At 60.8% G+C, this 18,376-nt stretch carries 20 protein-coding genes; 6 read left to right on the top strand and 14 right to left on the bottom strand.

Features of this window, described 5'->3' with window-relative positions:
- Position 1: 1 nt before the first annotated feature.
- The 6 genes from speB to def (ACR0E2_RS18330) are packed head-to-tail and all read right to left on the bottom strand — an operon-like array spanning position 2 to position 3,291.
- Positions 2-823 (bottom strand): agmatinase, encoded by an 822-nt coding sequence (gene speB / locus ACR0E2_RS18355; protein ID WP_480447463.1) that lies wholly within the window; start codon positions 821-823, stop codon positions 2-4.
- Positions 824-883: 60 nt separating this feature from the next.
- Entirely contained in the window at positions 884-1,120 is a 237-nt protein-coding gene (locus tag ACR0E2_RS18350) for a GlsB/YeaQ/YmgE family stress response membrane protein (protein WP_171120279.1), read from the bottom strand.
- A gap of 1 nt (position 1,121) precedes the next feature.
- A complete protein-coding gene (locus tag ACR0E2_RS18345; RefSeq protein WP_170344822.1) occupies positions 1,122-1,358 on the bottom strand; it encodes a hypothetical protein in 237 nt (78 codons plus the stop codon).
- A gap of 6 nt (positions 1,359-1,364) precedes the next feature.
- Complete coding sequence (gene fmt / locus ACR0E2_RS18340; protein WP_480447462.1) at positions 1,365-2,279, bottom strand: methionyl-tRNA formyltransferase; 915 nt, start codon at positions 2,277-2,279, stop codon at positions 1,365-1,367.
- Between the two features lie 2 nt (positions 2,280-2,281).
- The gene (gene def / locus ACR0E2_RS18335) at positions 2,282-2,776 is read right to left on the bottom strand and encodes a peptide deformylase (protein ID WP_152457064.1); all 495 of its coding nucleotides are present in this window, start codon (positions 2,774-2,776) and stop codon (positions 2,282-2,284) included.
- On the bottom strand, positions 2,773-3,291 hold the full coding sequence (gene def / locus ACR0E2_RS18330) for a peptide deformylase (RefSeq protein ID WP_480447460.1): 519 nt from the start codon (positions 3,289-3,291) through the stop codon (positions 2,773-2,775). Before def (ACR0E2_RS18330) ends, def (ACR0E2_RS18335) begins: the two co-directional genes overlap by 4 nt.
- Before the next feature lie 94 nt (positions 3,292-3,385).
- On the opposite strand from def (ACR0E2_RS18330), the gene ACR0E2_RS18325 reads away from it, so the two are divergent.
- The gene (locus ACR0E2_RS18325) at positions 3,386-4,558 is read left to right on the top strand and encodes a MalY/PatB family protein (protein ID WP_171120287.1); all 1,173 of its coding nucleotides are present in this window, start codon (positions 3,386-3,388) and stop codon (positions 4,556-4,558) included.
- Positions 4,559-4,723: 165 nt separating this feature from the next.
- On the opposite strand, the gene ACR0E2_RS18320 is transcribed toward ACR0E2_RS18325, so the two are convergent.
- Positions 4,724-5,077, bottom strand: coding sequence for a hypothetical protein (locus ACR0E2_RS18320; protein ID WP_170344817.1), 354 nt, complete (start codon positions 5,075-5,077; stop codon positions 4,724-4,726).
- 213 nt (positions 5,078-5,290) lie between these two features.
- Here ACR0E2_RS18320 and ACR0E2_RS18315 point away from each other — a divergent pair, with 213 nt between their 5' ends.
- On the top strand, positions 5,291-6,280 hold the full coding sequence (locus tag ACR0E2_RS18315) for a glutathione S-transferase family protein (RefSeq protein WP_480447459.1): 990 nt from the start codon (positions 5,291-5,293) through the stop codon (positions 6,278-6,280).
- On the opposite strand, the gene ACR0E2_RS18310 is transcribed toward ACR0E2_RS18315, so the two are convergent.
- Entirely contained in the window at positions 6,262-6,624 is a 363-nt protein-coding gene (locus ACR0E2_RS18310; RefSeq protein ID WP_117869888.1) for a response regulator transcription factor, read from the bottom strand. The two genes, ACR0E2_RS18315 and ACR0E2_RS18310, sit on opposite strands and share 19 nt — an antisense overlap.
- Positions 6,625-6,809: 185 nt before the next feature.
- Between ACR0E2_RS18310 and cobD the strand changes: the two genes are divergently transcribed.
- The 3 genes from cobD to ACR0E2_RS18295 are packed head-to-tail and all read left to right on the top strand — an operon-like array spanning position 6,810 to position 9,868.
- On the top strand, positions 6,810-7,775 hold the full coding sequence (gene cobD, locus ACR0E2_RS18305) for a threonine-phosphate decarboxylase CobD (RefSeq protein ID WP_152457059.1): 966 nt from the start codon (positions 6,810-6,812) through the stop codon (positions 7,773-7,775).
- Positions 7,772-8,692: an adenosylcobinamide-phosphate synthase CbiB gene (gene cbiB, locus ACR0E2_RS18300; RefSeq protein ID WP_480447458.1), complete on the top strand. Its 921-nt coding sequence runs from the start codon at positions 7,772-7,774 to the stop codon at positions 8,690-8,692. Before cobD ends, cbiB begins: the two co-directional genes overlap by 4 nt.
- 12 nt (positions 8,693-8,704) lie before the next feature.
- Positions 8,705-9,868: a lytic murein transglycosylase gene (locus ACR0E2_RS18295; RefSeq protein ID WP_480447457.1), complete on the top strand. Its 1,164-nt coding sequence runs from the start codon at positions 8,705-8,707 to the stop codon at positions 9,866-9,868.
- A gap of 13 nt (positions 9,869-9,881) precedes the next feature.
- On the opposite strand, the gene ACR0E2_RS18290 is transcribed toward ACR0E2_RS18295, so the two are convergent.
- The 5 genes from ACR0E2_RS18290 to ACR0E2_RS18270 all read right to left on the bottom strand — a co-directional run bounded on the left by ACR0E2_RS18290 (position 9,882) and on the right by ACR0E2_RS18270 (position 16,460).
- On the bottom strand, positions 9,882-10,679 hold the full coding sequence (locus ACR0E2_RS18290; RefSeq protein WP_152457056.1) for a class II glutamine amidotransferase: 798 nt from the start codon (positions 10,677-10,679) through the stop codon (positions 9,882-9,884).
- Positions 10,680-10,814: 135 nt separating this feature from the next.
- Positions 10,815-11,165, bottom strand: coding sequence for a hypothetical protein (locus ACR0E2_RS18285; RefSeq protein ID WP_152457055.1), 351 nt, complete (start codon positions 11,163-11,165; stop codon positions 10,815-10,817).
- 53 nt (positions 11,166-11,218) lie between these two features.
- A complete protein-coding gene (locus ACR0E2_RS18280; RefSeq protein ID WP_480447456.1) occupies positions 11,219-14,674 on the bottom strand; it encodes a chromosome segregation SMC family protein in 3,456 nt (1,151 codons plus the stop codon).
- Between the two features lie 140 nt (positions 14,675-14,814).
- Complete coding sequence (locus ACR0E2_RS18275) at positions 14,815-15,240, bottom strand: hypothetical protein (RefSeq protein ID WP_480447455.1); 426 nt, start codon at positions 15,238-15,240, stop codon at positions 14,815-14,817.
- Between the two features lie 26 nt (positions 15,241-15,266).
- Positions 15,267-16,460, bottom strand: coding sequence for an aminotransferase-like domain-containing protein (locus tag ACR0E2_RS18270; protein ID WP_480447453.1), 1,194 nt, complete (start codon positions 16,458-16,460; stop codon positions 15,267-15,269).
- Between the two features lie 150 nt (positions 16,461-16,610).
- Between ACR0E2_RS18270 and ACR0E2_RS18265 the strand changes: the two genes are divergently transcribed.
- Positions 16,611-17,381, top strand: coding sequence for a FadR/GntR family transcriptional regulator (locus ACR0E2_RS18265; protein WP_152457051.1), 771 nt, complete (start codon positions 16,611-16,613; stop codon positions 17,379-17,381).
- A gap of 42 nt (positions 17,382-17,423) precedes the next feature.
- Here ACR0E2_RS18265 and ACR0E2_RS18260 read toward each other — a convergent pair whose 3' ends face one another.
- On the bottom strand, positions 17,424-18,257 hold the full coding sequence (locus tag ACR0E2_RS18260; RefSeq protein ID WP_480447452.1) for a hypothetical protein: 834 nt from the start codon (positions 18,255-18,257) through the stop codon (positions 17,424-17,426).
- Positions 18,258-18,376 lie beyond the last annotated feature (119 nt).

Below are 18,376 nucleotides of genomic sequence, written 5' to 3'. Positions count from 1 at the left end.
GTCAGCCGTTCAGCAAGCGCGCGCCGATTTCCTTGACGAATTTCGCGGCCACCATCGCCGTCATGCCATAGGGGTCGCGATGCGGGTTGAGCTCGACGATATCCGCCCCGACCAGCTGACCTTTGAACCGGTGGATCAGGTCGATAACCTCGCGCGTGCTCAGCCCACCGGGTTCATGGTGCGAGACGCCCGGCGCAAAAGCCGGGTCCAGCGCGTCCAGATCAAGTGACAGGTAGACCGGGCCATCGAATGAAATCTGCAAGTCTGGGCGCCAGTTGCGCATGTCGATCACCTCGACGCCGAACTTATCGGCCTGTTCGCGCTGATGGGCGTTCATGGTGCGGATGCCGACCTGCACGAGACGCTTGACCGGGCAGGTCTCCATCACCCGCGCAAAGGGGCAGCCATGGCCGAGCGGTCCGATATCCTGCGTGTCGTACAGATCAGGGTGGCTGTCGATATGCAGGATGTTCAGGCCTTCGTACCGATCCGCATGGGCCTTGATCAGCGGATAGGCCACCGAATGGTCGCCGCCCAGAGACAACAGGCGCGCGCCGGTTGCGATCCGTTTCGCCGCTTCGGCCTCGATCCGGTCAATCGGTTCCTGCCCGCGCATTTCGAACACATCCAGATCGCCGGTATCCCGGAATTGGGTGCTTGCACCCAGATCGGTGCCATCCTCGGCCGTCAGGTTGGCCGCACCGGAATGCAGCGCCTCGCGGATGCGTCCGGGGGCGAAGGCCGGCCCTTGCAGGAACGAGGAATGCAGATCCAAAGGAACGCCCATCAGGGCAACATCACCCGGCTTCAAATCATACGGCATCATCATTCCCCTTTTTCGTTGAATGTGATCTGGACGGAAGAAGGACGCCGGGTCAAGGGGTTAGCGGCGCAGGTAGGTCTGCCAGATCCAAATCACCAGCAACGCACCCAGAACCGCCCCGACAAAACCAGACAGCCACCCCATAACGGTTACAAGAAACCGCAGCAGCATCCCTCCGATCAGGGCGCCTGCGATACCGATCAGCATGGTCGTCGGGATATCCGCCTCGATCCGCATCAGGCGGGTGGCCAGAAACCCTGCCGCTGCACCGATGATGATCAGGGCGACGATTGGCATGTCACTTCCTCCAGTGGGTCGGCACGATGATCAAGGCACCAACAGAGGAAATCACCGCATCCAGCCCCGGAGGACCAAAGCTGATGCCGAACATGATGCGGACGAAATAGAACAGGAACGCCCCGCCCACACAGATGATGATGGATTGCAAATAGCCGTTATGGGTGAAACCGGTCTGTTCGGACAGATACCCGACGATCCCGGCAATCACGACAGTGCCCATCATCACCATGAACATATGGCTTTACTCCGAAGACATCCGGGTGCCGATCGGGATTGGCCAGCCCCGCAGGAACGTTTCCTTATCCTGCGCGCCTTTGCCCGCCCTTTGCAAGCGCAGCAGTTCTATGGCGCCCTGCCCGCAAGCCACATACAGATCGTCATTCAGAACTTCGCCCGGCGCGCCCTGCCCTTCGGCCAGACGCGAAGCGAGGAGTTTTACCCGGTTGCCGTCGATCTCGGTCCAGGCCCCGGGAAAGGGCGACAGGCCGCGGATCTGCCGATCGACCTCGACCGCGGGGCCCGACCAGTCCACGCGGGCCTCGGACTTGTCGATCTTGGCGGCATAGGTGACACCAATCTCGGGCTGCGGATCAGGGGTCAGGCCGGGCAGCTTTGCCAGCGCCTCGACAATCAAAGCCGCGCCCATCGCCGAGAGCCGGTCATGCAGTTCCGCAGTGGTTTCCTCGGGCCCGATATCGGTGGCCTGTCGCAACAGAACGGGGCCGGTATCAAGGCCCGCCTCCATTTGCATGATACAGACGCCGGTTTGCGCATCGCCCGCCATGATCGCGCGGTGGATCGGAGCCGCCCCGCGCCAGCGCGGCAACAGGCTGGCATGAATGTTCAGGCAGCCATGAGCCGGCGCATCGAGGATGGGCTGGGGCAGGATCAGCCCATAAGCCACAACCACCGCCACATCCGCGTTCAGTGCCGCAAAACTGTCCTGTTCCTCGGCCGGTTTCAGCGAGGTTGGGTGACGCACGTCCAGACCCAGCGCCTGGGCCCGCGCGTGGACCGGTGTCGGGCGATCCTTCTTGCCCCGCCCCGCCGGGCGCGGGGGCTGGCAATAGACGGCGGCGATCTCATGCCCGGCCTCGACCAGCGCATCCAGAACCGGCACCGAGAAGTCCGGGGTTCCCATGAAAACAACGCGCATCTTTACCCCTGTTTCTTGGCTTTGCGCAGCAGCATGTCGCGTTTGACCTTGCTGAGCCGGTCAAAATACATCCGGCCATTCAGATGGTCGATCTGGTGCTGGACACTGGTGGCCTCGATGCCGACAAAATCGCGACGGTCCACCACGCCCTGCTCGTTCAGGAATTTGACAGTCACTGCACGCGGGCGTTTTACCGTGGCCGACACGCCCGGCAGGTTCGGACTGGCTTCTTCATGTTCACGCAGTTCGATCGAGCTGTGCAGGATTTCCGGGTTCGCCAGACGCACGGCCTTGCCCCGCTCGGCCGACCCATCGACCACGGCCAGACGCAACATCACTCCGATCTGCGGCGCGGCCAGACCGACACCGGGCATGGCCTCCATCGTGTCTATCATGTCCTGCCAAATCCGGCGAATGTCATCGGTGATTTCAGTCACCTCATCCGCCTTTGTGCGCAAGCGTTTGTCGGGCCAGGGCAGACAGGTGCGGACGGTCATGCGCGCGCCCGTTCACGTTTGAGCTTTTGCATCTTGCGGGTAATCATCTGCCGTTTCAGCGGTTTTAGGTAATCGATGAACAGCTTGCCGTTCAGATGGTCGATTTCATGCTGCACGCAAGTGGCCCAAAGCCCGTCGAAAGTCTCCTGTCGCAGGTTTCCCTTCTCGTCCATCCAAGTGACATCGACCACCTTGGGGCGGGTCACTTCGGCATATTGCTCCGGGATCGACAGGCACCCTTCCTCGTAAACATTGTTTTCCTCGGAAGAGGCGATGACCTCGGGGTTGAACATGATCAGCGGGCGCGGGGTCTCGCCTTCTTCCTTGATGCAATCCAGCACGATCAACCGTTCCAGCACACCGATCTGCGGCGCGGCAAGGCCAATCCCGGGCGCGTCATACATGGTTTCCAGCATGTCGTCAGCCAGCGTGCGCAGCTCGTCCGTCAGGTCGGATACGGGCGCGCAGACCTTTTTCAGGCGGGGATCGGGATGGATCAGGATAGTGCGTTTCATGAGGCTGATTTAGGCCATCCCGCCCCGCGCCGCAACGCCCCCCTTGCACCTGCCCGATTTGCGGTTAGCTTTCGGTCGAGAAAATGGAGCAGACATGACTTTCAACGACCTGATCGACCGCCGGGGCACCAACAGTTCAAAATGGGACAAGATGGAAATGCTGTATGGCGTCTCGCCCGAGGACGGTCTGGCCATGTGGACGGCCGATTCCGATTACCAGACGGCACCCTGCGTGATCGAGGCCGTGCGCAAGGCCGCAGATCACGGCGTGTTCGGCTATTCATGGATGCACCCGGACTATCTGGCCTCGGTTCAATGGTGGATGAAAACCCGCCATGATTGGGAAATCGACACGGATTGGATTCTGACCACCCAGGGCTTGGGCAATGCAATCGCCCTGTCGCTGGATGTCTGGACCGATCCCGGTGATGGCATCGTGATCTTCACCCCCGTTTACCATGAGTTTGCCCACAAGGTGAACAAATCGGGCCGCCGGGTCGTAGAATGCCCTTTGGTGCGGGACGGGGAAAGTTACGGCCTGGATCTGGACGACGCCCAGTCCCGGCTGGACGGGTCCGAGAAAATGCTGCTGTGGTGTTCGCCGCAAAACCCGTCGGGTCGTGTCTGGACGCCCGACGAGTTGCAGGCCGTGGCCGCGTTTGCGGAACGGAACGGTTTGATCCTTGTATCGGACGAGATTCACCACGATCTGGTCTATCCCGGCGCCAAATTTGTGCCGATGGACGTGGCGGCCCCGGATGCACGCCCTTGGACCGTGACGCTGACTGCGGCGTCGAAGACCTTCAACATCGCCGGGCAGCGGACCGGCAACATGATCATTCCCGATCCCAAACTGCGCGCGGCCATGAAGCAACGGCTGCAAACATTGGATTACGATCCCGGCGCGTTGGGCGTGGCGATGATCACCGCCGCCTACAGCCCCGAAGGGGCCGAATGGGTAGATGCCCAGATCGCGCATCTGGAGGGGAACAGGCGTCTGTTCGATCAGACCATCACCGAGATTCCGGGGCTCTGGTCGATGCCCTTGCAGGCGACCTATCTGGCCTGGGTCGATTTCTCGGGCACCGGCATGGATCACGCTGAATTTGTCCGCCGGTTGCGCGAGGACGCGCGGATCGCGACATCGTCAGGCCCGGGTTTCGGCACTGGAGGGGAAACGTTTGAACGATTCAACCTCGCCACGCAACGGGCGCGGGTCGAGGATGCTTGCCTGCGGCTGAAACGAGCCTTCGGTGATCTGCAATAAGTACGTGCCGGCCAGAGCTTGAAAGACCTGCCCTGTTTTCACAGGTGCCGGTTGCCTTGGTTGAGTCCGCTTTGGCCCGCGCGTGCCTGTCTTTAGGCTGGCACCGATGGCCTCTGGCATCGACCAAACCCCGGGCCAAATCGGAACACCGGTTGAAATTCGCCCCTAGTCGTCATGCCCCAGCAGGGCAATCGGCGCATCGGGCGCGCGGTAAAAGTCTAGCGGCGCGCTGTCATGGGCGGCCGTGCTGCGTTTGAATTCATACCGCATCTCACCGCCTTCATCCTCATCCGCGACGATGAGGCATTGATAGAGGTGGTTGGCCCCGTCAAAGATATCAACAAGCCCGCGCAAGCGCGGCGTGGTTTCCGCCTCAACCGTAAAACCGTCTTTCCACAATTTGAGTATTTTGTAGGTATTGTCGCCCATCTCCACCCGTAATCGGCTGGCTTTTTTCAATGTGGCGATTCGGGCCGCGTCTAACTCGGCGCGTATTTCCTTTGAAACATAGGTACTCATTAATCCGTTCCCCCGTGAATGACTTCTATTGTGCGGGATAAGTTGTAAAAATCCAGTGAACCACGTCACAGAAGCACGATCCGGCCGAGGTTTGTTGCACAGAAATCCCGAACTCGACTGTGCGCGGATGCAGAGCATTTGCGCGGGCGCTCGCATAGGAAGATGCAAGCCCTGGCCCTATGTTTTTCAAAACGCACATGCGGAGGAAAAGACATGGGCCTGCTGGTCGACGGAAAATGGCAAGACACCTGGTATGATACCGAATCCACGGGCGGTGCATTCAAGCGCAGCGCCGCGCAGTTTCGCAATTGGTTGACAGCTGACGGCGAGGCGGGACCATCAGGCAAAGGCGGGTTCAAAGCAGAACCCGGGCGCTATCACCTTTACGTCAGCTATGCCTGCCCCTGGGCCCATCGCACGCTGATTTTTCGCGAGTTGAAAGGGCTGAGCGATCTGATCTCGGTGTCGGTCGTGCATCCGGACATGCTTGATCAGGGTTGGACCTTTGAAACAGACGCTCACGGCGCGACAGGAGATGACCTTTACGGGCTGGGCTTCGCGCACCAGATCTATACCAAAGCCGATCCAGCCTATTCGGGGCGCGTGACCGTGCCGATCCTGTGGGACAAGCGGCAGGAAACCATCGTGTCGAACGAAAGCTCGGAAATCATCCGCATGTTCAATTCGGCCTTCGACGAGGTCACCGGCAATACCGATGATTACTGGCCCGAAGCGATGCGCAGTGAAATCGAAGAGGTCAACGCGCGCATCTATTCAGACGTCAACAACGGCGTCTACAAGTCCGGCTTTGCCACCTCGCAAGCGGCCTATGACGCCGCCGTGGGCCCGTTGTTCGACACGCTGGACTGGCTGGAAGATCGTCTGGCCCGGAACCGTTACCTGATGGGGGATCGGATCACCGAGGCTGACTGGCGGCTGTTTACGACGCTGATCCGCTTTGATCCGGTCTACCATCTGCATTTCAAATGCAACAAGCGGCGCCTGATCGATTACCCGAACCTATGGGCCTATACGCGCGAACTGTACCAATGGCCCGGCGTGGCGCCCACCGTGAACATGACCCATATCGTGCGCCACTATCACTACAGCCATGACGGCATCAATCCGCACCGGATAATTCCGGTGAACCCGGTGCTGGATTACACAGAACCGCACCGCCGCGATCAGCGCCCTGCGGCGTAATGCTCGACCATCGCCGCCAGATCCTCTGGCGGTGTTTCGCTTTGCACATAAGCACAGGCGTTCGGGCTGTGGGCAAATATCGATCCATCCGAGAAGAAGGTGGTGTTGGTCACAAAGATCACCCGCGCCTGGGGGCGGCGATAGCTTGCAAAATCGGCCACGGCCAATGCACTTCCGGTTTCCAGAACCAGATCCAGCACGATGATTTCGAAATCCGTGCCGTACAGCGCCAGAATGGCGGCTTCCTGCGTCTCGACCAGCGTGACCTCGGCGCCCTGCCGTTCCAGATGCCTTTTCCAGACCCGACCAAGGTCGGGATTACTCTCAACAATCAGAACTTTCATTTGCAACAACCTCGGCACTTGGTATGGTGAGTGGTGCCGACCCCCGTGGTCCGTGATCTCGTTATTTCCTTAACAAAGTGTTAACAGCAGCCCCACAGGCCCGTGAACAGGCGGATTTGCTTGTGTAAGAGGCGAAAATCCGCTTGAAGCGGTCCAAAAGCGGTAATTTCTCGCAGAGAGAGCAGATGAACACTTTGGACGAAGATCTGGATCCACGCGCGGTTCGTGACCATGGCGGCGGGTTGGACAAGGCGATTGTCAAATATGGCGGGCAACGCACCGACTGGATCGATCTGTCCACCGGCATCAATCCTCATGCCTATCCCGTGTCCGGCCTGACGGCCGGGGATTGGGCCGAATTGCCGGATCACGGGGCGTTTGAACGGCTCAGCGATGCCGCGCGCCGGTTCTGGAACGTGCCGCAGCGTGCCGCGATCCTGCCCGCGCCCGGAGCGTCGGCGATCATCGCGCGTCTGCCGGCTCTGGCCGCGACGGGTACGGTACAGATCACGCCGCCCACCTATAACGAACACGCCGCCGCCTTTTCGGCGCAGGGGTGGAAGGTACGGCAAGACGCGCCCAGCGACACCCGCGTGATCGTACATCCGAACAACCCGGACGGGCGAATCTGGCAGGAAAGCGACGTATCGGCACCACTTACCGTGATTGACGAAAGCTTTTGCGACGTCATGCCGGACAAGTCCTTGATCCATCTGGCCGACCGCCCCGGCGTGATCGTGCTGAAGAGTTTTGGCAAATTCTGGGGGCTGGCCGGGGTAAGGCTGGGGTTTGCCATCGGACGGCCGGATATGATCAGTCGGTTGAACGATCTGACCGGCCCTTGGTCGGTATCAGGCCCGGCCTTGCGGGTCGGCACACAGGCTTTGATGGACAACCGCTGGGCGGACGCCACGCGTGCGCGTCTGGCTGACGAGGCCTCAAGGCTGGATGCGCTGGTCACGAGAAAGGGGGCCAAGGTGATCGGCGGCACCAGCTTGTTCCGACTTTATCAGGTCGACAACGCCGCCCATTGGCAAGGCCGTCTGGCACAGTCCCACATCTGGAGCCGCATCTTCCCCTATTCTGAAACCTATCTGCGCCTTGGGCTCCCGCCCGAGGATGGATGGAACAGGTTGGAGGCCGCCCTGTGAGCCCTGGCCTGATGCTGGTCTGTGCCATGTGTCTGGACGCAGCACTGGGGGAACCCGACTGGCTCTGGTCGCGCGTCAGGCATCCGGCGGTGATGATCGGCAACCTGATAGGCTGGCTGGATACACGCCTGAACCACGGGGCCCAGCGCCGTTCAAAAGGGGTGGGTGTGCTTGTCCTGCTGGTTTGCGGCGCAGGGGCGCTTGGCTGGGGTTTGTCCCTGTTGGGGCCGGTGATTGAAATCCTGGTCTGCGCGATCCTGTTGGCGCAAAAATCGTTGGTCACCCATGTGCGCGCCGTGGGCGAAGGGCTGATGGCCTCGCTGTCAGAGGGGCGGGCACGGGTGGCCATGATCGTCTCGCGCGATACACGGGACATGACCGAGGCACAGGTGGCACGCTCGGCCATCGAAAGCGCCGCTGAGAACGTCAGCGACGGCGTCATCGCGCCTGCTTTCTGGTTTCTGATTGCCGGGTTGCCGGGGCTGCTGGTCTACAAGGCGGTGAACACGGCCGACAGCATGATCGGATATCGCAATGAAACGTACCGCGCGTTTGGCTGGGCTTCGGCACGGTTCGACGACCTGCTGAACCTGATTCCGGCCCGCCTGACCTGCGTGATGATCGTGGCGCTGTCGGGCCAGTGGTCGCGCTGGCGCGAAGTCTTGGCAGATGCGCACCGTCACATCTCGCCCAATGCGGGCTGGCCCGAGGCCGCCATGGCCCGCGCGCTGAACGTCGCCCTGGCCGGGCCGCGCAGCTATGACGGCAAGGTGCGGGATCTGGCATGGGTCAATGGCAACGCTCAGCGCGAGATCGGAGCTTTGGACATTTTCCGCGCATGTCGCATGTTGTGGCGTGTTTGGGGGCTTGCGCTTGGGCTCGTGTCGGTGTCGGTTGGGATCGACCTGATTTACTGACGGACATTTGTCATGCGTTTTCTTTCCGGCCTGATCGCCGCCACCCTGTTTGCCCAACCTGCCCTGGCCCAATGTGGTGGTGGCTTCAATTCCTTTGTCAAAGGGCTAAAGACCGAGGCCGTGCAGCAAGGCTTTGACAAATCCACCGTGAACGCGTTTTTCAAAGGCGTGCAGCAGGACAGCGCCGTGCTGAAGGCCGATCGGGCGCAGGGGGTGTTTCAGAAACCCTTTATCGAGTTTTCCCGACGGCTGATCTCGGCCAATCGGATCGAACGCGGGCAGGCGATGTCGCGCAAATATGACGCGGTGTTTGACCGGATCGAAAAGCAATACGGCATCTCACGCGGGGTGTTGCTGGCCTTCTGGGCGTTCGAGACCGATTACGGATCATTTCAGGGCGACTTCAACACCCGCAATGCACTGGTGACTTTGGCCCATGACTGCCGTCGCCCCGACCTGTTCCGCCCTCAAATCTTCGCCGCCATCGAACTTTATCAGAATGGTGATTTCGACCCGGCCCGCACAACGGGCGCATGGGCCGGCGAAATCGGTATGGTCCAGATGCTGCCGCGTGACATTCTGGAAAACGGTGTCGATGGTGACGGCGACGGGCGTGTCCGCCTGAAAACCTCGGCCCCGGATGCGCTGATGTCCGGCGCCAAGATGCTGTCGCATCTGGGCTGGCGCGCAGGCGAACCGTGGTTGCAAGAGGTCACGGTGCCCGCGCAGATGGACTGGTCTTTGTCCGGCCCCGGCAAGCCCCGGTCTGTGGCCGATTGGCAGGCCATGGGCGTTCAGGCACGCAGCGGGTCGCTCGCAAACCTGCCTGCCTCGCTGATCCTGCCCCAGGGGCACAAAGGCCCGGCCTTTCTGGCCTATCCCAACTTCGACGTCTATTTCGAATGGAACCAGAGCTTTGTCTATGTCCTGACCGCCGCCTATTTCGGAACACGTCTGGAAGGGGCGCAGATCTACGATGCCGGCAATCCCGCACAGGGTCTGAACGGTGCACAGATGAAGCAGCTGCAAAGTAAGCTTCAGGCCAAAGGGTATGACGTTGGCAATGTCGACGGGATCCTGGGCGCTGGCACGCGGGCGGCCGTGCAGGCGGAACAGAAGCGGCTTGGCCTGCTGGCCGACGCGTGGCCGACAGTGGATCTATTGAACCGGCTTTAGGCAGCAATCACGCTTACGCGACCCATTCCCGTTGCTGCGGAACACAAGGCGCAAAGGCGCGCGTCGTCACCGTGGCACCCTCGGTTTCGATTGCCGTGTTGGGCTGTATCTCGAGCCATCCCTCGTTGATGGCATCCAATGGCTCGGACGAAATGATTATACCGTCTTTGCAGGCCTTGTAGTGCAAGCTGGGCGCAAACCGATCCGAGGCATATCGGGCCGCAAAAACCCGTTTGCCGTCCGACCAGCAGGCGGCAAACCGAAGATAGGGTGATGCTCCGCGGCGCCTGGAAAGGGCTTCGACCCGACCGACCGCACGCGCCATTGCACCCACAGGATCGGTGTCCAGCCCCTCGCCATGAGCGATGAGAAAGATCGCCTCGCTCTCGGTTGCGCCCATACGATGCAGGTACAGATGCGCCGGGATCATGGCATCAAGCTCTTGCCGGATTCGTTCATGACCCCCGGCCTGACCGTTATGCATGAAACTCCACCTGCCGACGCCGAAGGGGTGACAGTTGTTGCGCGAGGTCGCCGTACCCGTCGAGGCCCGTACATGGGCCAGAAACAGCCGGGATTTCGTGTGATGCGCCAATTGCTTCAGATTGGCATCGGACCACGCCGGATGGGTGTCCTTGTAAAAGCATGGCGTGTCACGATCAGAATACCATGCCAGACCGAACCCATCCGCGTTTATCGGAGTTTTTCCGATCAATGCGTTTCGGCTTTGAATGACAAGCGATTGTTCTTGCTCGAGGACCAGTTCGTCCAGATATCGCTGCTGCCCAACCCAAGCCAAGAATCGGCACATGTGCCTGTCTCCGTCCGTCAGTGAAAATTTTCGGGACGATACCACCTTGGTTGTCAGTTTTTCTCCCATACACCATCCGATTTGTCGGGTTTTCCCTATCAAATGCACGGAAATTGCAAAAATTTCAGATCAATTTCACTTACTACGCACCGGATACCGATCGCCTTTTTCGTCAATCAGGATCAACCTGCCCCCGTTGCGCACATACAAATCGCATCGGCTGAACCCATTGCGGTACGCGATGCACACGCTGCCATCATCGGAAATCGCGTAAGTTCCAAAGGCAGAATCTCCGCTTGCATATGTATAGGAATAGGCGCCCCCGGCCGAGAATTTGGCCTGTCCGTCGTCGTAAAAGGTCAGCGTCTGCCCCGCCAAAGCATCAAGCTCTGCGGCTGTAAGGGGCGTGTCCCCGGTTTTGACAGGCCAGTCGGCTGCAAAAACAGGGCCGGCGGCGATGAGGGCGGGGATCAAAAAGCGCGTCATGCGCTCACGTTAGCGCGATAAAGCCGCAACCGTCATAAACTTCCAGTGAGCGGTCAGGCGACCATCTGTTCGGCCTTCTTCAGATCGACCGAAACCAGCTGGCTGACGCCCTGTTCCTGCATCGTGACACCGAACAGGCGATCCATGCGCGCCATGGTCACCGCGTGGTGGGTGATGATCAGGAAACGGGTGTCAGTCTGGCGGCACATCTCGTCCAGCAGGTCGCAGAAACGGGTGACGTTGGCGTCATCCAGCGGCGCGTCGACCTCGTCCAGCACACAGATCGGCGCGGGGTTGGCGAGGAAGACGCCAAAGATCAGCGCCGTTGCGGTCAGGGTCTGTTCCCCTCCGGACAACAGGCTGAGGGTCGACAGTTTCTTGCCCGGCGGCTGGCACATGATCTCGAGCCCCGCATCCAGCGGATCGTCACTTTCGACCATGACCAGATTGGCCTCGCCACCGCCAAAGAGGTGCTTGAACAGCATGGCGAAGTTCGAGTTGACCTGTTCGAACGCGGTCAGCAGACGCTCGCGCCCTTCCCGGTTGAGGCTGGCGATGCCGCTGCGTAGCGCCTTGATTGCCTCTTCCAGATCGGCTTTTTCACCGCTGAGCGTGTCGAACTCTTCTTGAACCTCCTTGCTGTCCTCTTCGGCGCGCAGGTTCACCGCCCCCATTGCGTCGCGTTGGCGTTTGTGGCGGTTCACTTCGGATTCCAGAACGTCCGCAGCTGGCATCTGGTCGGGGTTCACGTCCAACTGGTTCAGCAATTGGTTCGGGGTCAGCTGCTGATCTTCGGCGATCCGTTCGGCCGCCGCGACAACACTTTCCTTGGCCGCGTCACAGCGCGCCTCGGCCGCGGCACGGCTTTCGCGCGCTTCTGATGCCAGACGCTCGGCCTCCCGTTCGGCCAGAACGATTTCACGGTGCATAGCCTCGGCTTCGGCCAATTTGTCGGCGGCTTCGGCGCGCCGTGCTTCGGCGGCTTCGATCTGTTCGTTCAGCTCCTCACGCGCCTCGGCGATTTCGCCGGGCACGGCCATGGCCTCCGTCAGCTCTTCTTCCGAGCTTTCCTTGCGCTCGGCAAGTTCGGAAATCCGCTTTTCAGCCGTTTCCAAACGGTGGCGCCACCCGCTGAGATCTTTCGCGACCTCCTGGCTGCGACGCGTGCGAGCGTCCCCCTCACGGCGCAGCTCGTCATGGGTCGAACGGTGGGTCAGCATGGTGATCCGCGCCGCCTCGACCGTCTGCTTGATGTCTTCGACCTGTGCGCGGGCACTGTCGAGATCACCCAGACCGGCCAAAGCCGCTTCGGCGTCGCGCAGTTGCGCGCGGGCGGCCATGGCGTCGTCCTTGTGGCGGTCAACGGCGAGGGTCAGAGTTTCCAGCTTGCCCTGGGCCAGATTGCGGTCGGCCTCGGCCCGCGACAGTGCGCGCGCGGTTTCGGCCATGCGCTGATCAGCAGCACGGCGGGCCTCACGCGCGCGCCGGTCGGCCTCGGTCACGTCCGCCAATTGCTGAGACAGCGCCTCATGCGCGGCACGGGCGCCGTCAGCCTGTGCTTCGGCACGGGCAAGGTCCTGTTTCAGTGCTTCCAGCCTGTTGAGCTGCTCCAACCGCAGAGCAGCAGCACTTGGCGCGTCTTCGGCCCAGGCACGGAACCCGTCCCAGCGCCAAAGGTCGCCCGAGCGGGACACCAGACGCTGGCCGGGTTTCAGCGATGCCTGCAACCGTGCGCCCTGATCCGCATCCACCAACCCGATTTGCGCAATGCGTCGGCTGAGACGATCGGGGCCCGATACATGAAGCGCCAGAGGCTCGGCCCCTTCAGGCAATGGCTGGTCGCTGTCATATCCAGCCACCTGCACCCAGCCGGATGGCCCGTCACCCTCGACCAGCGGCGCGCGAAGATCGTCGGCCAGAGCAGCACCCAAAGCCTTTTCATAACCGGGTTCGACGCGCAGCAGGTCCAGCACCTGACCGCCTTCCGCCGTGTCGCGTTCCACCAGCTTGGCCAGCGCCGTGGTTTCGGCCCGGATCGCGCCCAGCTCGCCTTCTGCCTCGGACCGTTTTGCCCGGGCCTCGGCTTCGCGCGCTTGCGTTTCGTTGCGCAGTTCGTCCGCCGCGGCAAGCGCCTCTTCGGCGGCTTCCACCGCTTCACGGGCTTCTTCTTCGCCCGATTGGGCGTCTTCAAACGCCTCGCTGGCGCGGATCAGGGCCGTCTTGGCCTCGTCCACGGCTTTGCGGGCTTCTTCCTCTTCACCCTCGGATCGGGCCAGTGTCTTGCGACTGTCTTCGACCAGACGCTGGGCGGACTGGTGCCGGGCAACAAGACGGGCCATATCTTCGGTTTGCTGCGACAGGTGGTCTTCGCGTTCCTGTAGGATCGAGGCTGCCTCGCGGGCGATTTCCGCCGCTTCGGCCACTTTCTCATCGTGACCTTCTGCCGCCTTGGCCAGTTCGCGCGCTTCCCATTCCAGCCGTTCAATCATTTGTCCCGCATCGCGGTTCAGACCGGCTTCGCGTTCGATATCGTTGGCCAGCTGCTGGATTCGGTTGGTCAGCGTCTCGATCGCTTGACGGGCGCGGGTTTCCTGATCGGACAATTGATCGCGCTGCACCTGCTGGCGTTGCAGCACGGCGGCGGCAATGGCCTCCTCCTCGCGCAGCGGCGGCAGGGTTTCCTCGATCTCGGCACGTTTTGCGGCAGCGGCGCGGGCTTCAGCCTCGGCACGGGAGGCTTCGGTGATCCGCTCACGCAGTTTTTCTTCGGCCTGCTGGCGGGCCATGTCGGCCTCTTTCCAACGTCGATACAGCAGCATCCCCTCGGCCTGGCGCAGCTGTTCGCCAATTTCACGATAGCGGGTCGCCTGACGGGCCTGACGCGCAAGCTGGGCCAGTTGTCCGCCCAACTGCTCCAGCACGTCATCGACACGGGTCAGGTTGGCTTCGGTGCCTTTCAGCTTGAGCTCGGCCTCATGGCGACGCTGATACAGGCCCGAGATCCCGGCGGCCTCTTCCAGAATGCGGCGACGGGCACGCGGCTTGGCGTTGATCAGTTCGGCAATGCGGTTCTGCCCGACCAACGCGGGCGAATGCGCACCGGTCGAAGCATCGGCAAACAACATCTGCACATCACGCGCACGAACGTCTTTGCCGTTCGCCTTGTAGGCGCTGCCCACATCGCGGGTGATGCGGCGAACAATTTCCAGTTGATCGCTGTCGTTGAACCCCGACGGCGCCAGACGTTCCGAGTTGTCCATGGTCAGGACAACTTCGGCAAAGTTGCGCGCGGGCCGCGTGGCGGCCCCGGCAAAGATCACGTCTTCCATCGCGCCACCGCGCATGGATTTGGGGCGGTTTTCGCCCATTACCCAACGCAAAGCTTCCAGAAGGTTGGACTTGCCGCAACCATTCGGGCCCACCACACCGGTCAACCCGTCCGCGATGATCAAATCGGTCGGATCAACAAAGCTTTTGAAGCCGGTCAGTTTGAGCTTGCTGAAACGCAATGGCTGCGTGCCCCATGATTCCTGTGCATTGGAAGTCTGCGCAAGGGATGGGGTCTGAGTCAACGGAGTTGCGCAGGATATGGGATATCACCCCAAGTTATCCACAACATCTTGCCGAAATACGCAAGACCGCGCGCATCTCAATACGGCGTGCATTCAAAGACCTGATACCCGTTTTCCCCACCGACGTTTTCATAAAGACCAAAGTCGATGCATTCGTAATTGGGCGTCGAGACGGCCTTCAGCAAAAGCCGCTCACCCGCATCGCGGTCACACCCCAGAACCCCAACGGTCACGGCTGCATCCCCCAGCACGTCCAGAATGGGACATCCCGAAACCTGTGCCATCGCCAAAGCGGCGCGATCCCGGACCGGGCCCAGCCGAGGGGCGTATTGCGCGTTGATCCGCACAGCCTCGGCCAGGTCGCCGCGCACACGCACATCAAAGACACTGCCATTCACAGCCACGCGCGTGGCTGGAACGTCGCGGAAATGCGGAGTGCCGGCGGCGCAGGCGGCCAGCAAGAGAGGTGCGAGGAACCGGATCATGCCGCAGAGTTGCAGCATTTTGGTTAACAGAACCTTTCCGGACGTCAGGCCCGCAGCACCTCTCCCAGTCGGCGAATGCCTTCGCGAATTGTCGCCTCGTCAGAATTTGAAAAACTGAGACGAATGGTATTTGCCCCGCTGCCATCCGGGAAGAACGCCTGCCCCGGAACAAATGCCACTTTGACGGTGTCCAGCGCACGCGCCAGCAGGTCAGAGCCAACCATCCCCTCGGGCAACGTGACCCAGATGAACATTCCCCCCTCGGGACGTGTCCATTCCACCCCGCCAGGCATATGCTGTTCCATCGCGTTCAGCATCACATCACGACGGGCGCGATAGACGTTCCGTACTTTCGGAATATGGGTGTCGAAACAGGCCTGCGCCACCTGATGCACGGCCATCTGGTTGATGGTCGCGGAATGAAGGTCGGCTGCCTGTTTCAGCAGCACCATCTGGGAAATGACTGGCTTGGACGCAACGACCCATCCCATGCGCAAACCCGGCGACAGCGTTTTCGAGAAACTGCCGCAATAGATCGTCCGACAGTCCTCGATTGACCCTTTGCGGGCCTGCTCCAATGACAGTATGGGGGGGATCGGATCCCCGTCATAGCGCAGAGCCTGATAGGCTCCGTCCTCTATCAACGCGCAATCCAGTTCCTCCGCCAGATCCAGCAAAGCCTCTCTGCCCTGGAAATCCACGGTTTCTCCTGTCGGGTTCGCAAAATCCGCCGACAGATAGGCAAATTTCACTGCGCCTTCGCCCGCTGCGGCCTTGTACTCCGTGGCCCCCTGATTGCCATTGAGCCGGTCAAAGCGCGGCTCGTAGGCGTTGAATGCCGCCAGCGCGCCCAGGTAAGTGGGCCACCCGACCAGGGCCGTGTCGCCGGGGGACAGGAACAGCTTGCCCAGATAGTCCAGCGCCTGCTGCGACCCCGAGGTAATCAGGATGTTGTCGATGTCACAGGTCACCCCGATTTCGCGCATGTGCTGCGCCAGCCACTGCCGCAATGGGACATAGCCTTCGCTCACCGAATATTGCAGCGCCTGCGCTTGCAACTCCGGCCCCAGGGCCTGCTGAAACGCCTGTGCAAACGCATCGGCGGGAAACAGTGCGGGATCAGGAATCCCACCGGCAAAGGAAATGATGCCGGGTTGGTCAAGCAGCTTCAGCAATTCGCGAATCTCTGACGCTTTCATTCGCGAGGCCCGGGTGGCAAACAAAGGGTGTTGGGACATGAGGCTCCTCCGATCTCAATTCGGCGCAGCCTAAGCTCTCCACTATTAAAGTCAATATTACTGACCTAATTATTCAATGGATGCGACCGGGGATTCTTGAACAGCACCGACGTCCATGGTCAAATGAATTGACCAATTTCGGAAGATGCGATGCCATTTCACAAAGTTCAGACGGAAAAGCTGTCGCTCGCAGTCGTTCGCCAGATCGAGCTTTTGATCCTGCGAGGCATCCTGCGCCCCGGCGAGCGCCTGCCATCCGAGCGGGAGTTGGCAGAGCGCATGGGCGTTTCGCGCCCGTCCCTGCGAGATGCAATTTCCGACCTTCAGGAACAGGGGCTTTTGACCGCGAAGGCCGGATCCGGGATCTATGTGGCCGAGGTTCTGGGCTCTGCCTTTTCCCCGGCACTGATCCGTCTGTTCGGCAGCCATGAAGAAGCCGTATTCGATTACCTGTCCTTTCGCCGTGACATGGAAGGGTTGGCGGCGGAACGGGCCGCGCGCCTGGGGTCAGACAGCGACCTGAAGGTCGTTCAGGCGATCTTTGACAAGATGCAGGCGGCCCATAACCGAAACGCTGCGAATGACGAGGCGCAGCTGGACGCCGAGTTCCACATGGCCATCATCGAAGCCAGCCACAATGTGGTGATGCTGCACATGATGCGCTCGATGTATGACCTTCTGGTGCAGGGGGTGTTCTACAACCGTCAGACCATGTTCCGTCAGCGCGCCACCCGCGAGGCCATCCTGGATCAGCACCGCGCCATCAATGCGGCGCTGCAAGAGCGTGATCCCTTGGCCGCCCGAAATGCAATCGAACGCCATTTGGATTTTGTGGAACGCTGCATGGCGGACCAGCAAAAGGCCGATCGGAACGAAGCTATTGCGCAACAAAGGCTGCAACACGAAACCGGGCGGGGCTGAGCGCGGTCCGGATTTTGCAGACTTGGCAGGGCAAGGCCGGGACTAGGCAGCGCCTGACGCGGCTGGCAGCAGATGTCGGGGGAACGGCGCGCCGCTGCCTTCTCCCAGACGGTTCTCCGCGGCCAGTGTCGTCAGCGCCGGGTCGATGAACAGCCTTGCGCCGCGATCTCTCAGACGTTTGTGCAGCATTACATGTTCGCACACCTGTTGGCCTTTTTCGTCCCGGCAAGTATAGCGCAACCCTCGCAGCGCGCGGGATTTATACAACCCGGCACCGCCGAATGCGCTGTCGACCGGGATCAGGGGCGTATCGGCAGGAATGTGAAACTGGCGGTCAAAAACAGCGGACTTCATGACAGACCGGCGCCAATTGCGACGCCCGAACAGCGGCCGGCGCGTGCTTTGAATGCGTTGCCACACGTCTTCATCACACCAACCCGAACAACGCAAAGCGTAGATATCGTCATATGCTGGTTTTGGGTTGGCGAAAACACCCTCCCACAACGGGGCGACCCGCTGCGCTGCTGTCAGAACCGCCTGGGCATCCAGGCAGGTATTCGGCCCATCCAGATCCAACACCAGCGTCAACTCCAGGTCCGTGTCCTGATCCTCGAGTTTTTTGAGAACTGCATTTCTGGCCGCCGTGATACGCTCGACCCGGTTTGGCAATTCTGACGCAAGACCATCCAGTCGCAGGATATCGACATGCCTTTTTTGACCCGCAAAGTCGGACAACACCTGATCCGTACCGTCCGTGTTGTCGTTCGTGGCAATGGTGACGGTGAACCGGTGCAACTGCGCAGACAGGTTTTCGATTCTGTTGATCGTGTCGATCAGCGCAGACCCGCCATTTCGGACGACGCCGACAATATTCATCGAAACTGCGTTGCCTGACACCGCCTGTCTTTCCCTGTTGTTTTCACGCCCCCATCAGGGCGCTCCTATCAACCTGATCCCCGGCAGGTCGTAGGATTCGGAGTGTTTGAAACAACAGA

The sequence above is a fragment of the Ruegeria sp. A4 genome (assembly GCF_056543025.1).
The sequence above is the reverse complement of the archived record's forward strand: the minus strand, read 5'-3'. Positions and strand labels throughout refer to the sequence as shown.

Coding starts and splice junctions, on each gene's coding strand:
- def (WP_152457064.1), bottom strand. CDS start 2,776: ATGACCGTCCGCACCTGTCTGCCCTGGCCCGACAAACGCTTGCGCACA.
- ACR0E2_RS18310 (WP_117869888.1), bottom strand. CDS start 6,624: ATGAAAGTTCTGATTGTTGAGAGTAATCCCGACCTTGGTCGGGTCTGG.
- ACR0E2_RS18295 (WP_480447457.1), top strand. CDS start 8,705: ATGCGTTTTCTTTCCGGCCTGATCGCCGCCACCCTGTTTGCCCAACCT.
- ACR0E2_RS18290 (WP_152457056.1), bottom strand. CDS start 10,679: ATGTGCCGATTCTTGGCTTGGGTTGGGCAGCAGCGATATCTGGACGAA.
- ACR0E2_RS18285 (WP_152457055.1), bottom strand. CDS start 11,165: ATGACGCGCTTTTTGATCCCCGCCCTCATCGCCGCCGGCCCTGTTTTT.
- ACR0E2_RS18260 (WP_480447452.1), bottom strand. CDS start 18,257: ATGAATATTGTCGGCGTCGTCCGAAATGGCGGGTCTGCGCTGATCGAC.
- ACR0E2_RS18275 (WP_480447455.1), bottom strand. CDS start 15,240: ATGCTGCAACTCTGCGGCATGATCCGGTTCCTCGCACCTCTCTTGCTG.
- ACR0E2_RS18320 (WP_170344817.1), bottom strand. CDS start 5,077: ATGAGTACCTATGTTTCAAAGGAAATACGCGCCGAGTTAGACGCGGCC.
- ACR0E2_RS18315 (WP_480447459.1), top strand. CDS start 5,291: ATGGGCCTGCTGGTCGACGGAAAATGGCAAGACACCTGGTATGATACC.
- ACR0E2_RS18265 (WP_152457051.1), top strand. CDS start 16,611: ATGCCATTTCACAAAGTTCAGACGGAAAAGCTGTCGCTCGCAGTCGTT.
- ACR0E2_RS18350 (WP_171120279.1), bottom strand. CDS start 1,120: ATGCCAATCGTCGCCCTGATCATCATCGGTGCAGCGGCAGGGTTTCTG.
- cobD (WP_152457059.1), top strand. CDS start 6,810: ATGAACACTTTGGACGAAGATCTGGATCCACGCGCGGTTCGTGACCAT.
- ACR0E2_RS18345 (WP_170344822.1), bottom strand. CDS start 1,358: ATGTTCATGGTGATGATGGGCACTGTCGTGATTGCCGGGATCGTCGGG.
- fmt (WP_480447462.1), bottom strand. CDS start 2,279: ATGCGCGTTGTTTTCATGGGAACCCCGGACTTCTCGGTGCCGGTTCTG.
- speB (WP_480447463.1), bottom strand. CDS start 823: ATGCCGTATGATTTGAAGCCGGGTGATGTTGCCCTGATGGGCGTTCCT.
- def (WP_480447460.1), bottom strand. CDS start 3,291: ATGAAACGCACTATCCTGATCCATCCCGATCCCCGCCTGAAAAAGGTC.
- ACR0E2_RS18270 (WP_480447453.1), bottom strand. CDS start 16,460: ATGTCCCAACACCCTTTGTTTGCCACCCGGGCCTCGCGAATGAAAGCG.
- ACR0E2_RS18325 (WP_171120287.1), top strand. CDS start 3,386: ATGACTTTCAACGACCTGATCGACCGCCGGGGCACCAACAGTTCAAAA.